The sequence below is a fragment of the Paenibacillus sp. J2L1-98 genome (assembly GCF_056269405.1).
The window spans coordinates 124,672-137,716 of the sequence record NZ_JBWDNW010000010.1 but is presented as its reverse complement, the minus strand read 5'-3'; the positions used below and the strand labels follow the sequence as shown (position 1 = coordinate 137,716).

Genomic DNA, 13,045 nt, shown 5'->3' with positions numbered 1-13,045 from the left:
ATTAGAACGTGCAAAAGTGAGCCTTTCTCTTGCTGCATATCAATTTTAGAGTTGTGAAGCGATCTCCCAAGGATGACTTTGTACGTATTTACCTGGCTCTTATTACAGGCAGATCAATTATAGACAAAACATGGTCAACCAGGGGCATTGTTATGGTGTATGCAAATGTATATATTGAAGATGTAATTACTGATCCAAAAGTATGCGTATCGTAACCGCGGGCGATTTACGCGCATCCAGTACCTGAAAGGGAGAGGGGAGAGGTCCTTAGTGTCTTCAATAAGCAAAAAAAGAAACTACAGCCTTACTGGTCCTGAGAACGAACGGGCTCAGGAAAAAGGGCTGGCTGCAGCGGAATGGTATACATGTCCGATCCCTCGAAAGCAGCTTAAAGAATTAATGAAGCGAAAGGACGGTCCGGCCATTCGGGATACGTTCATCTGGTTCGGATCACTTATTGCTTCAGGCATGATCGCTTATTACTCCTCAGGGACATGGTGGGCGATTGCCGCATTCCTGCTGTATGGTATTCTTTATGCGACGCCTGCGGATTCGAGATGGCATGAGTGCGGTCATGGAACCGCTTTCGAAACTTCTTGGATGAACGAGGTCATTTATCAAATTGCCTCCTTTATGGTCTTAAGGTCGGCAACGCCTTGGAGATGGAGCCATACCCGTCATCATACCGATACGATCATCGTTGGCCGCGATCCTGAAATTGTTGCGGAAAGACCGCCTGTTTGGAAAATCATATTTATGGAAATGGTTCATCTGTACGGCGGTCCGAAAGAACTGAGAAGATTTCTAATGCATTTCTTTGGCAAACTGGACAAAGAGGAAGAACAATATATTCCTGCATCAGAGTACCGTAAAACCTTTTGGGAAGCTCGTGTGTACCTGCTGATCATCTTATCGGTCATAGCCGCATGCATTTACTATCAAAGCATACTGCCCGCGATGTTTATCGTACTGCCTTCCTTTTACGGAAGCGTGGTCGTGCTGCTTTTTGGGATGACGCAGCATTTAGGTCTTCATGAAGATGTGCTGGATCATCGGATGAACAGCCGCACCGTCTATATGAATCCGGTATTCCGGTTCCTTTATTGGAACATGAACTATCATATTGAGCACCACATGTTTCCTATGGTACCTTATCACGCGTTATCCAAGCTGCATCATGCGATGAAGCATGACTGTCCGCCTGCTAGCCCCAGTCTCTGGGCTGCTTTGAAGGAAGTCGTGTCCGCGCTTTTAAAGCAAGGGAAAGATCCCGCTTACGTCATTAACCGTCCTTTGCCGAGTACGGCAAATCCTTATATGCACGGCTTGCAGAAGGCAGCGGAGGAAACGAATGCAGCTTCTGCTCGAATTGAGGCAATTTATAACCTATAACGCAAAATCTTTCTGATATTGGAGGAGTATACGATGGGTCTTAACGGTTGGATCGAAGCATGCGCTGCAGATGATATTGATGTTGAGGATGTCATTCGTTTTGATTACGAAGACAGGACATTTGCAATTTATCGCACGGAAAATAATGAATACTTCGCTTCTGACGGTTATTGCACACACGAAAAATTTCATTTGGCTAACGGCTTGGTTATGGGCAATATTATTGAATGCCCTAAGCATAATGGCCGCTTCGATATTCGTACAGGCGAAGCAAAGCGGGCGCCGGTGTGCGTAAATTTAAAAATGTACAGCGTAAAAATAGATACAGGCAAAGTATTCATCAATATAGAATAAGCGTAAGCTTCCGAAGCCGGATTGTGCTGCGAAAAACCTGGGGGAGACAAGAGATGAACGAAAATGGAATGGTGATCGTTGGCGCTGGAGAAGCAGGTGCGCGGGCGGCAGTTGAGCTTCGGAAACAAGGATGGACAGGGACGATAACCATGATCGGCGAAGAAAAGCGGCAGCCATATGAGCGGCCGCCTCTTTCGAAACAGCTGCTGTTTTCGGATGACGAGCCATCGCCAACGGTTATCTTGGATAACGATATGATGGCCCTGCACGATATCCGGTTTTTGTCCGGCCGTAAAGCGGTGCAAATTAATAGATCTACCCGCATGATTGCTCTCTCCGATGAGAGTCGGATTCCTTACGAGCGGCTTCTGCTGGCTACGGGAGCGCGGCCGCGTCAATTAATCCTTAATGGATCGGCACTTCCGGGCGTGTTGTATCTTCGCACATTTGCAGATGCACTCACAATTTGTAAGCGAATTCAACCGGGCAAACGCGTTGTTGTAATCGGCGGCGGTTTCATCGGACTTGAAGTGGCGGCAAGCGCAATAAAAAGGGGATGCAGTGTGACGCTGATCGAAGTCGGCCCTCGCATTTTGATGCGTGGAGTTACCGTGGAAATTGCATCCGTTGTGGAAAAGCGTCATCACGCCGCAGGCGTTGTATTCAATCTTGGGGTTTCTATCGAGAGTATAGAAAATACTCACGGCGAACATATTATCACTCTTGCAGACGGATCAATCATCAGCTGCGATGAAATTATAATCGGAATCGGATCGATTCCAGAGACATCGCTCGCCGCTGAATGCGGACTTGAGATCGATAACGGTGTGAGCGTGAACGAAATGCTTGCAACAAGCGATCCTCATATTTTCGCGGCAGGAGACTGCTGCTCATTTCCGCATCCTCTTTACGGGGGGAAACGAATCAGGCTTGAAGCCTGGCGCAATGCGCAGGATCAGGGGATGCATGCAGCACGCAATATGTTAGGCGCCTCCGAACCGTATAAGACCATACCTTGGTTTTGGTCCGATCAATACGAACAAACGCTGCAAGTAGCCGGACTTCCTGATTACGGAAAAACAACCGTGCTGCGGGATATGGGGGAGGCGGGGAAGCTTTTCTTTCACCTCTCCGGTGAAGGGCGGTTAGTTTCGGTCAGCGGCATTGGACCAAATGCAGGGATCGCAAAGGAGATTCGCCTTGGGGAAATGCTGATTGAGCGGCAGGCAAGACCGGAACCGGAAATGTTGTCGAATCCAAACGCTAAATTAAAGCAGCTTCTTAGCGTTTGAGTGCAATGCTGCTCTGACATAACGATACTTTGCCTTGTGGAGGCGGAACATGGATATTTGGGAAGATAATCGGCATCTCCTTTCTATAATTGAAGATACAACTGCGGGAGAGACGATCTATCCCCCCGGCGGGCGCTGGGGCCCGCGTATTCAGCCCCACCTGCAATTTATGGTCGTACACACGGGACATGTCTCTATCCATGTGGATGATCAAGTTTTTTTCGTACCTGCCGGACATGTCGCATTGCTGCATCCCGGTCATCGGGAAGAGTTTTATTTTGCCGATGACATGAAAACCAGGCATCGGTGGATTCATGTCAAACTAAACGATGCCTATCCGGAAGCTATTCGGATGTTTGAGCTCCTGCCGAGATATATTCCTTTGTCCAATGCCGTAAACCACTTGACCGACGTGCTGCAATCGTTGACCCACAGTACGGCGGTGCACACCCAGAAGGATTTAAGATGCACATTGGCTGCGGCCGCCATTATGCTTTATCATACGGAAAGCCAATACGAGCGGATGGAAGCCGGCAAGCATCCATACCTTGCTAAGACCAAGGAAGAAATCCATAACAATTATGATAAATCATTAAGCCTGAGTCAGTTGGCCGGAATGTCCAGTGTATCATCAGAACATTTGATTCGTTTGTTTCGTCAATCAGAAGGGGTTACTCCCATGCGTTATCTTTGGAAGGTGAGAGTGGATCATGCTTTGGAATTATTGTGCAACACCGGTCTGTTACTCGCTGAAATTGCAGAAAGGACCGGTTTCAAGAGCGTGTATCATCTATCCAGGATGATAAAGAATATTACCGGACAAACACCGACTGAGTATCGCCGAACCAGTTGGAGTGGTGAAAATGAAAGGCCATTCGGCAGATTTTATCCAGATCGGGAGTGAATGAGGATGGAATTAAAGACTTTCAAAGCGGTATGGGGAATGCATGGGCACTGGGATTCGCAACTGCAGCAAATCGCCGAAGCCGGGTATACCGGTGTAGAAAGCGGAATGCCTTCGCAAGAGGATGAACCGCTATTTAGAGAACTTATGCAAAAATATAATTTAGAACTCATCCTGCAGGTATATACAAGCGGAGATCATAAAGCATCGCTTGAGGAACAGGTTGAGCGAGCCGCTTCGTTCAAACCTTTATTAATCAATTCTCACAGCGCAAAGGATTCAATGCCGTATGATGACCAACTCGTCTATTTTGAACATGCGATTCGGCTTGAACAACAGGCAGGAATCCCTATTGCGCACGAAACCCATCGCGGCCGGGCTACATATACGCCATGGAGTACTGCCCGTTTGCTTCACGATTTGCCGGATCTCCATATTGCAGCGGACTTTAGTCATTGGTGCTGCGTTTGTGAATCGATGCTGCCGGACCAGGCGGAGAACGTTGCGCTCGCCATTCAGCATTCGATTCACATCCACGGCAGGGTCGGTTATGAGCAAGGACCGCAGGTTCCGGATTTTCGTGCGCCAGAATATGAATACGCATTGCTGTGTCACGAACAATGGTGGGATGAGATTTGTGCCCGTCATTACTCCGGAGGGCGCCCGTTTGTGACATTTACGCCGGAGTTTGGTCCACCCGGATATATGCATACCCAGCCGTTCACCAAACAACCCGTAGTCGATTTGTGGGATATTTGCAACGCTATGGGTCAACGTTTTCGTGAACGGTTTAAAAGTCAGTTTTCATAGTCAAAGTAGTCCTATCGATGATCTAGAGTCTTGACTATTCCATGGAGGGAATTCTATGAAAATAGCATTTAATCAAGCAACGACGATGAAATATTCATCACTTCAAAAGGATTTAACTTATTGTGAAAAACACGGGTACGACTATATTGAAATACGCTTAGACAAATTGAAAGAGTATTTAATCGATCATTCGGTCCAAGAGTTGAAACAATTTTTCGAGAATAGCCGAATTAAACCTTTTGCGTTTAACGCCTTGGAATTTATAAGCTTCAGGGATGATGAGGGATATCGGCAAATTAAAGAAGATCTTCAGTTTTTGTGCTCAATCGGAGACGTGCTGAATTGCAAAAAAATTATCGTCGTTCCTACGTTTGACATCGGGGATTATACGAGAGAACAGATCCGGTCGGAGACAGTACGGGTGCTGAATGATCTGGCGGATTTTGCTCAGCCGTATGGCGTGAATCTGGCGCTTGAGTTTGTCGGTTATCCGAATTGTTCCGTCAATACTTTCGGTCAGGCTTATGATATCGTTCAAACCGTTAACCGCGACAATGTGGGAATTGTGCTTGACTGCTTCCACTTTCATGCGATGAATTCTAAAATCGAGGACTTGCAAAAAGCGGATCCGAACAAAATTTTCGTCTTCCATATTGATGACTGCGAGGATCTGCCCCCGGGAGCGCTTCGTGACAACCACCGCGTATGGCCGGGACAGGGGGCCGTTAATTTGGAGTTCATTTTAACTGCGCTTAAGGATATCGGGTATAAGGAAATGGTGTCCATCGAGTTGTTCCGGCCGGAATATTGGGAGTGGGAGATAGAACGGACGATTCAGACCGGCAAACAAATGACGGAGCAAGTCATTCGCAGTTATTTTCCGGAATCCACACCATTACGATAAAGAACGGATACGTAATCTATTATCGATCCGGTTCTGCAGCAGTTTGAAGACAGCGGATATTACCCTTAGTGCCTGGAAGCATGTTAAGGCTGCCATCAGTTACAGGCAGCCTCACCTCACGGAATGATAGATCTTAATTCCTGATGGTTCAGGCACATTAAGTTATTACCTATTACTTGAATGTGATCGGTTGTATCTTTATTGTAGTTTATTTCGACTTTTTCTGTGCTGCCGATCTTCCCTGCTTGTTCGGATCGCTTGATTTTGGCGCGGTATGCTGCGAGCCGGTGTTGGGCTTGTTTTCATTGCTCATGATTGATGCTCCTTTCCTTTGGCTTCTTGTTAATTATTCGCCAATCGCAAAGAAACTATTACTGGGAATGAGCAGAGCGACTGGATCAGCGCTTTCTAAGCACAAAAAATTCGCATTCCTTCCGGTTGTGATAAGAAATATCGCTTATTCCCGATTGGGTTACGATGATGCTGTCGTCAAAGCGCACGACAAGCGAGCTGGAATCGATGAGCTGATTGTCTTGAAAGACGCGAATGCGCTGCTGCTGCTCGATAACCTCTTCAAAATCACGGTCTGTATTAAGACGTCGGTTTATGGCCATATGTAAGCTCCTTCAACAGGAAAATCATTTCTTTTAGTCTATCGCATGTCCTATAGCGTTGCAAAGTCCTCATTGTCTCCCCTGCAGGGCGTCGTATCCACTCCTTTTGTCTTGAACCGCATATTACTTCTATTACAGCCCTGCAGCCCGCAATTAGGTCGTCTTCTTTTTTGGCCGAGTATTGCATAAGTATGGATAATGGAAGCGGGCAGGATGATGCGGGAGGGGATCGGATTGGCGAAATGGGGAAGGAGAGGCTGGCGGTTCAGGCCGTTTGGCGGGAGCCGGATGCAGCTTTGGTCAGGCCGTCCATTCTCTAAAACAAGAACGGTCAGCTGGGGCAGCCGCGGCAGCTCAGCTTCATCCCGTTCAGCTCCTAAGAAGTGGGGAACCCGTTCGAGCTCCAGCAGCGGGAAGTGGGGGCTCCGGCGTCCGGCGCTAAGGTTAGGCGGCAGCGCCCGGAACCACAGCGGCGGCTCCGGCGGCGCTTGGGGCGCCAAACCTGGCAAGCCCCGGATACGGCGGCGCACGATCGTCATTATTACTCTAATTGCAATGATGGTTTTTTCAATACAGTCCTTCGTATACATTGAACGGAATTTACGTCCGCCGCTTATGAACATTGCCAAAATACGAGTCAAGCAGCTTGCAACGCAGGCGATCAACAAAGCGATAACGGAGCAGGTCGCCAGCCGCTCGGAATCCGATAAGCTGATTGATTGGAAAATGAACAGCAACGGCAAAATATCGGGCTTCATGCTTAATTATGCTGAACATATGAGCATCACCTCGCAAACGATCAATACGGTTCAAAAGACACTAAACGAAATGAAGGACATACCCGAGCATATTCCGATTGGTCATGCGCTGAACAGCGCCATCATTTCCTCGTACGGACCGAGTGTGCCGGTTAAATTCGAGCCGGTAGGCGCCGTAAAGGTCGATCTAAGCACGCGGCAGAAGGACGCTGGAATCAATATGATCTTGGTGGAGGTATATATCCGCATTATCGCGGAGGTGACCATTATCATTCCATTTGATACCGAACCGGAAATTGTGGAAACCGATATCCCGATTTCGTATCTTCTTGTAGTCGGCGACGTGCCTATGTACTATTACGACAATACCGGCAAGCCTGTTGGCGAATCGGCCGCGGAAGCGCCGAACATCTCTGTGCCGCTCGGCCAAGGTTCGGGAGGCGGCGTTACGACCAGTCCTCAAAATAGCGGAAATGCCGAATCCTCTAATGGGGAATCGTCTGACCCGGGCGAAGCATTGACCGAGGAGTCAGGCAATTCGAATGCTTATAACAGTTCTGCAAACGATGCGGGAGATGCCCCCGCAGAATAGCCGCCGCAATAAAAACGACTTTATTGTCCTCTGAATAAGAAGACGATAAAGTCGTTTTTTTAAATATTGCATAGCGCCTGCGTTTCACAGCGAAATGCGATTTTTCCGAGTGCGGGGCTTCAGCTGCCTGATTTACCGGACCGGATTCGTTTGCGCTCCGCCTGCTCCCAGCGGCGCAGCATCGGATAAGGATCAAACGACCATTCGATTAATCCTCGGTCGCTATACACGCCGTAATGCAGGTGAGGAGGGAATTTGCCGGACGTCCCCGGCTTGCCGTAGCCCGAGCTGCCGACCCATCCTACGACCTGACCGGGCTTTACTACATCGCCAATGTTGACCGATTTGTCATAACCGGACAGATGCGCGTAATAGTGGTAAAAGTTGTTCAGATCGCGTATGCCGATGCGCCAGCCTCCGTAAGGATTCCATCCCTTCACCTCGACGATGCCGTAGCACGTGCTTCGTACAGGAAGCCCGTGATCGGCAAAGATGTCCGTACCCTCATGGGTACGCCTGCCGCCCCAGCTTCGTCCGGTTCCCCATGTGCTGTTATAAGCATAATGAGTACCGACCGGAACGGGAAAAGCGTGCTCAAACAGGTCGAGCTTGCCAAACGTTGCATAAATGCGGGCAAATTGCTGAATGCGCTGAACGGAGCGGTTATTCTGGTAATATTCCCAAAGACCAATTGCGAAATCATCGTCCGTTGATCCGTAGGCGGCAACGCGGCTTACAAGCGAATACAGCAGATCAACGTCGCTCGTTCGTTCTGCATGCCCGTTGCCGTCTCCATCGCGCCCGATGCCGTTAAAAAAGCGGATCGAGACCGGCGAGCTGTCCTCCGAATTGGGATTGAGCGGACCCGCCCATCGTTCTTGGTCGATGAACACGCCCACGGTGCTGCCAAGCATAGGCCTAGCTTTTGGCCGAACCTTAGACATCGAGCGCTCGTACTGATCGATCGCCGCAATCCAGTACCACGGAACTTCGGTAAACAAGCTCAATTTCTCATACAAACTTCTCCTGGCCGGGAGAGGGTCGGGCTCGGCCGCTACCGCTTGCTCATTTGCCGCCCCGGTCTGCCTTTTGATGGCAGGAGACGCTTTTGCCGGGCTTGGGCTGACGGGGAAGACAACAAGCAGGGAAGCTGCCGTTATTGCTGCAACAATAGGAATAGTCAGTTTCAAACGTCTCACCCTTCCAAAAGCATGACGGTTATAACGTTATGTTTTGCAAGTCATTGGTTTTTATACGCGGCGGAGAGTATCGGTTCGCAATGGAAACGAAAACCTGAGAAAGTGCTATTTTTTTGTGAAACATGTTATAATAACCCCATGAGTTTAGGAATTATAAATGAACTTGAAAGCAGGTAAACCCATATGAAACAACAGGAAACACTCAAAAAGCCTGATTGGCTTCGAATAAAGCTTGCGACAGATGGTAACTTTGCCGAAATTAAAAATATGATGCGTTCGAAAACGCTTCATACGGTTTGCGAGGAAGCACGCTGTCCAAACATATATGAATGCTGGGCGAACCGCACGGCTACATTTATGATTTTGGGCGATATTTGCACGCGAGCCTGCCGTTTCTGCGCGGTTAAGACTGGTATGCCGACTGAGCTTGATTTGGATGAACCGGAACGGGTAGCGGAAGCCGCTGAGCAAATGGGCTTGCAGCACTGCGTCGTTACTTCGGTAGCGCGCGACGATCTCAAAGACGGCGGAGCATCGATATTTGCCGCTACGGTACATGCGATTCGCAAACGGATGCCGTTTTGCCGTGTTGAGGTGCTTATTCCTGACTTCCTAGGCAATAAGGATGCGCTTCAGATCGTAATGGATGCTAATCCGGACATATTGAATCATAATGTAGAGACAGTGGAACGGCTTTCGGACCGCGTCCGCGCGAGAGCGAAATACAGCCGCACCATGGAGCTTCTTAAACGCGCCAAAGAAATGAAACCGAATATTCCTACCAAATCAAGCATCATGCTAGGTGTGGGCGAGGAATGGGATGAAATTTTACAGACGATGGATGATCTGCGGGCTAATGATGTAAATATTTTGACACTAGGTCAATATTTGCAGCCGTCGCCTAACCATTTGCCAATCGTACGTTATGTCCACCCGGATGAATTTGCAAAATTAAAAGAAGAAGGGCTGAAGCGCGGTTTCAGACACGTAGAATCCGCACCTTTAGTACGCAGCTCTTATCATGCGCATGAGCAAACCGATTCGGCACACGCAGCGATTGCTGCAGATGCCGAAGAAGCGGGATTTAACCTTTCCTCCGGTGCTTGCTCGAGCAGTATGTAACTGACGCTCAAGATGAGGTGGATAACATGGCTTTGATTCATATCGGCGGAAAATCATACGAGATTGTACAAGAAAATAGAAACGGCTGGAATCCTGAAGCGTTTCGCGACCGATACAGCGAAGTGTTAGAGCGTTATGATTTTATCGTCGGCGATTGGGGCTATAGTCAGCTTAGACTGAAAGGCTTTTTCCGCGATAATCATCAGAAAGCAACGAAGGAAAGCAACCTCTCGGGCATGCCGGACTATATCAATGAATATTGCAATTTTGGCTGCGCATATTTCATTCTTGAAAAAACGCAAAGCACGAAGCGGGAGCCAGACGACTATGATTTGGATGCGGACGATCACCGGCCCCGTATTGAAGCGGCTGATCTGCTTGCGGCAGCTGCCGGCTTAGTGGAAGTTTCCGAGGGTGCGGATGCAGAGGACGATGAGGTTGCGAGTGCAAGGGAAGGTATCTCTTCGCCACCGCAGGAGAAACATAACCGCAGTCACACTAGGGAAAACCGCCATAGAAGCGCTAACCGCAGCCATCATGAAAATAAGGGCGGCAGCGACAGCTCTACTGCTGCAGAAGGACGAAGCAGCGGCGAACAGCCGGGCACCGGAAAGCGTGAGCATCAGCAGCGCAAGGGCGGCGGCTATAAGGGCAACGATCACCGCGGCAAAAAACCGTTCCGGCTTGCAGCCAGCGAAACAGCAGCTGCTTCTGCCGAAACGAATCGACCAAACAAAAAAGACACGGGGCGCCTGTAATTGGCGTTTCCGTGTCTTTCTTTTTTGCAGTGCTTAGCAGACACGCAGATTTCTTAACGCACGTCGTAGCCAAGGAATGCTTCCCGTACCCGATTCCAGAAAGGAAACGGACGATAGCGGGCAAAGCTGACCTTGCGGCTGGATACGTTGCAGCGTATGGAGCGAATGTCGATGCGCGTGATGCTGAGATGGTCGATGGTGAGCTGGAGCCGCTGCTCTTTTTTGGAAAGGATATCGCAATGATGATGCTTCGGCAGCAGCATGGAAGATCCGAGCGTACGGTACACGCGATTGTTGATCGATGCGATTTCCGCGATCTGCAGCGATTCTATCGACGGATGGACGAGGGCGCCGCCTAAGCTTTTGTTATACGCGGTGCTCCCCGAAGGGGTAGAGATGACGATACCGTCGCCGCGGAACATTTCGAACATCTCGTCGTTAATGTTAATTTGAGCTACGAGTGTTCCATCCACACCCTTGAGCGTGAATTCATTTAAGGCTATGTAATGGCGGGTTTCAGTCGGCGTCTCAAGCTCAATCTCCGCAAGCGGGTATCTGACTATTCTTGGCGTTTCATTAGCCATCATCGCTACAAGATCCTCAAGCTCGTCTGCCTGCCAATCGGCATAGAAGCCTAGATGTCCTGTGTGAACGCCGACAAATGCGACATTCGTAATTTGATCCACGTACTTATGAAAGGCCAGCAGAAGCGTTCCGTCTCCCCCGATGGAAATGACAATTTCCGGTGCTTCATCATTTCTTGTGAAGCCTCGCTCTGCAGCTAGTGTATGAAATTTCTCTGCTAACGTTCTGGATAAAGAATCGCCTCGATCAATAACCGCATACTTCAAAGGTAAATCTCCTTCCGATCTCCATAGTACTTAAGATGATATAGGAAATTGCCTTTAAATTCAATGAGCCGCACGCTCACATGTTTGAATAGGTGAATTAGGGGCCCAGCCAGCCCCAAAGCAAGTAAACAAGCGCCATCGCAATAAAACTGTGCAGCAGTCTGGCGAGTAAAAAAGGACGATAGCGCAAATCGGTTCTGCTGAGCAGGCTTGCGATTTGTGCATGAACCGATAATCCGCCCCATGACAGCACCCAGGCGGCAAGCGCGGCTTGATGCATGAGCCCTGTGCCCGCTGTGCCTGCTGCGCGGGCGCCAAGCGTTACCTCGAATAAACCGAATATGCCGGCATCGGCTAGCGGCTTTGGCAGTCCGATCAGACCAAAACAATATCGGAGCGCTTCAGCCAATGCTTCAACGATACCGGCATGCGTAAGCATCTCCATTACGACGGAGAAAAAAACGACCAGTCCTCCTACGACAATCATAAGCCGAAGCGCCGATTGGATAGAATCCTGAAGCAGCCTTCCGAGTCCGCGGCCATCAAGCAAGCGGGCCTCATGCATCGCTTTGAGCGCTTCGGCTATTCGCGATGGCCTACGTTTTTTTAGTCCGCCTGCGATATCGATGCTTTTTTTAACAGCGGACAGCGGCGCATGGCGATCGTGGAAGCGCATGAGGAAGCCGATAATCAGTCCGCCGCCATAGTGGGCCGCAGCAAGCACTGGCGCAAGCGCCGCATTTTGAAAGAAGCCGACCGAAACGGCTCCGATTAGGAAAATAGGATCAGACGTCGTTGTAAAAGCAACTAACCGCTCGCCCTCCGTCCGATTGACGAGCCGCTGCTCCCAGAGCTGGGCCGTTAGCCGTGCGCCTACCGGATATCCGGAAATGTAACCCATTGTAACGACAAAGCCGCCAATACCGGGAAGCCGAAATAAAGGTCTCATAAACGGATCCAGCAGCTTGCCGAAAAAATGTACGATGCCGAATCCGAGCAGTATCTCCGAGATGACGAAAAAAGGGAATAATGCCGGGAAAAGCACCTGCCACCAGATAGAGAGACCACGAAGCGAGGAGTGCAGCGTTTCGGTTGGAAAAACGCTCATTAGCAGCACTATTATTAGTGCGCCAAGGGCGGTTAAAGATAACGGATGGACGAAAGCGCGCAGCAAAAAGACCGCCTCCTCACTTATTTGAAATGGCATATTCGAGAGTAAAAAAACGACGGGGTACAACCCCTCCTACACGTATATGTCGTTACTGGGACATCCATCACTTGGCCCCGAATAAAAATAATTATTATTGATAAAGAAACCGCTTCCAAAATACTGGATTCCTGCATTTTTTATGGTACAATAGAATTACCTTTGAAACGGTTGGAGTGATGAGTATGAGTATTATCGCTGGCATCTTGGTATGTGCTTTCGTCTATGTCATTCGAGAATCTCTTACAGCGCCTGGGGAAGAGGACTATGAGGGTTGATGGGTAATAC

The 13,045-nt window shown here is 49.2% G+C and carries 13 protein-coding genes; 9 read left to right on the top strand and 4 right to left on the bottom strand.

Annotated features, from left to right (window positions below; genetic code table 11):
• Positions 1-270: 270 nt before the first annotated feature.
• Genes AC0YNZ_RS18855 through AC0YNZ_RS18830 form a run of 6 tightly spaced genes read left to right on the top strand, consistent with a single transcriptional unit; the run spans position 271 to position 5,656 of the window.
• On the top strand, positions 271-1,392 hold the full coding sequence (locus AC0YNZ_RS18855) for a fatty acid desaturase family protein (protein ID WP_475828072.1): 1,122 nt from the start codon (positions 271-273) through the stop codon (positions 1,390-1,392).
• 33 nt (positions 1,393-1,425) lie between these two features.
• Positions 1,426-1,746: a MocE family 2Fe-2S type ferredoxin gene (locus tag AC0YNZ_RS18850; RefSeq protein ID WP_475828071.1), complete on the top strand. Its 321-nt coding sequence runs from the start codon at positions 1,426-1,428 to the stop codon at positions 1,744-1,746.
• A 53-nt stretch (positions 1,747-1,799) separates the two neighbouring features.
• Complete coding sequence (locus AC0YNZ_RS18845) at positions 1,800-3,038, top strand: NAD(P)/FAD-dependent oxidoreductase (protein WP_475828070.1); 1,239 nt, start codon at positions 1,800-1,802, stop codon at positions 3,036-3,038.
• Positions 3,039-3,087: 49 nt separating this feature from the next.
• Positions 3,088-3,942: an AraC family transcriptional regulator gene (locus AC0YNZ_RS18840; protein ID WP_475828069.1), complete on the top strand. Its 855-nt coding sequence runs from the start codon at positions 3,088-3,090 to the stop codon at positions 3,940-3,942.
• Between the two features lie 6 nt (positions 3,943-3,948).
• Positions 3,949-4,752, top strand: coding sequence for a sugar phosphate isomerase/epimerase family protein (locus AC0YNZ_RS18835; protein WP_475828068.1), 804 nt, complete (start codon positions 3,949-3,951; stop codon positions 4,750-4,752).
• 55 nt (positions 4,753-4,807) lie between these two features.
• Positions 4,808-5,656, top strand: a complete 849-nt coding sequence (locus AC0YNZ_RS18830; protein WP_475828067.1) for a sugar phosphate isomerase/epimerase family protein — start codon at positions 4,808-4,810, stop codon at positions 5,654-5,656.
• Between the two features lie 398 nt (positions 5,657-6,054).
• Here AC0YNZ_RS18830 and AC0YNZ_RS18825 read toward each other — a convergent pair whose 3' ends face one another.
• Complete coding sequence (locus tag AC0YNZ_RS18825; protein ID WP_110773435.1) at positions 6,055-6,270, bottom strand: hypothetical protein; 216 nt, start codon at positions 6,268-6,270, stop codon at positions 6,055-6,057.
• A 234-nt stretch (positions 6,271-6,504) separates the two neighbouring features.
• On the opposite strand from AC0YNZ_RS18825, the gene yunB reads away from it, so the two are divergent.
• Positions 6,505-7,620 (top strand): sporulation protein YunB, encoded by a 1,116-nt coding sequence (gene yunB, locus AC0YNZ_RS18820; protein WP_475828066.1) that lies wholly within the window; start codon positions 6,505-6,507, stop codon positions 7,618-7,620.
• A 119-nt stretch (positions 7,621-7,739) separates the two neighbouring features.
• Here yunB and AC0YNZ_RS18815 read toward each other — a convergent pair whose 3' ends face one another.
• Positions 7,740-8,810, bottom strand: coding sequence for a M23 family metallopeptidase (locus AC0YNZ_RS18815; RefSeq protein WP_475828065.1), 1,071 nt, complete (start codon positions 8,808-8,810; stop codon positions 7,740-7,742).
• Positions 8,811-9,002: 192 nt separating this feature from the next.
• Between AC0YNZ_RS18815 and lipA the strand changes: the two genes are divergently transcribed.
• Positions 9,003-9,941 carry a lipoyl synthase gene (lipA, locus tag AC0YNZ_RS18810; RefSeq protein WP_475828064.1) on the top strand — a complete coding sequence of 313 codons (939 nt, stop codon included), beginning with the start codon at positions 9,003-9,005 and terminating at the stop codon, positions 9,939-9,941.
• A 26-nt stretch (positions 9,942-9,967) separates the two neighbouring features.
• Positions 9,968-10,699, top strand: coding sequence for a YutD family protein (locus AC0YNZ_RS18805; protein WP_475828063.1), 732 nt, complete (start codon positions 9,968-9,970; stop codon positions 10,697-10,699).
• Positions 10,700-10,752: 53 nt separating this feature from the next.
• Here the strand turns inward: AC0YNZ_RS18805 and AC0YNZ_RS18800 are convergent, their stop codons facing one another.
• Positions 10,753-11,550 carry an NAD kinase gene (locus AC0YNZ_RS18800; RefSeq protein WP_475828062.1) on the bottom strand — a complete coding sequence of 266 codons (798 nt, stop codon included), beginning with the start codon at positions 11,548-11,550 and terminating at the stop codon, positions 10,753-10,755.
• A 97-nt stretch (positions 11,551-11,647) separates the two neighbouring features.
• A complete protein-coding gene (gene ylbJ, locus AC0YNZ_RS18795; RefSeq protein WP_475828125.1) occupies positions 11,648-12,658 on the bottom strand; it encodes a sporulation integral membrane protein YlbJ in 1,011 nt (336 codons plus the stop codon).
• Between the last annotated feature and the right edge of the window lie 387 nt (positions 12,659-13,045).

Bases quoted from the DNA above. Each gene is read 5' to 3' on its own strand.
- AC0YNZ_RS18830 (WP_475828067.1), top strand. From the start codon at position 4,808: ATGAAAATAGCATTTAATCAAGCAACGACGATGAAATATTCATCACTT.
- AC0YNZ_RS18850 (WP_475828071.1), top strand. From the start codon at position 1,426: ATGGGTCTTAACGGTTGGATCGAAGCATGCGCTGCAGATGATATTGAT.
- AC0YNZ_RS18840 (WP_475828069.1), top strand. From the start codon at position 3,088: ATGGATATTTGGGAAGATAATCGGCATCTCCTTTCTATAATTGAAGAT.
- lipA (WP_475828064.1), top strand. From the start codon at position 9,003: ATGAAACAACAGGAAACACTCAAAAAGCCTGATTGGCTTCGAATAAAG.
- AC0YNZ_RS18845 (WP_475828070.1), top strand. From the start codon at position 1,800: ATGAACGAAAATGGAATGGTGATCGTTGGCGCTGGAGAAGCAGGTGCG.
- ylbJ (WP_475828125.1), bottom strand. From the start codon at position 12,658: ATGAGCGTTTTTCCAACCGAAACGCTGCACTCCTCGCTTCGTGGTCTC.
- AC0YNZ_RS18825 (WP_110773435.1), bottom strand. From the start codon at position 6,270: ATGGCCATAAACCGACGTCTTAATACAGACCGTGATTTTGAAGAGGTT.
- AC0YNZ_RS18835 (WP_475828068.1), top strand. From the start codon at position 3,949: ATGGAATTAAAGACTTTCAAAGCGGTATGGGGAATGCATGGGCACTGG.
- AC0YNZ_RS18805 (WP_475828063.1), top strand. From the start codon at position 9,968: ATGGCTTTGATTCATATCGGCGGAAAATCATACGAGATTGTACAAGAA.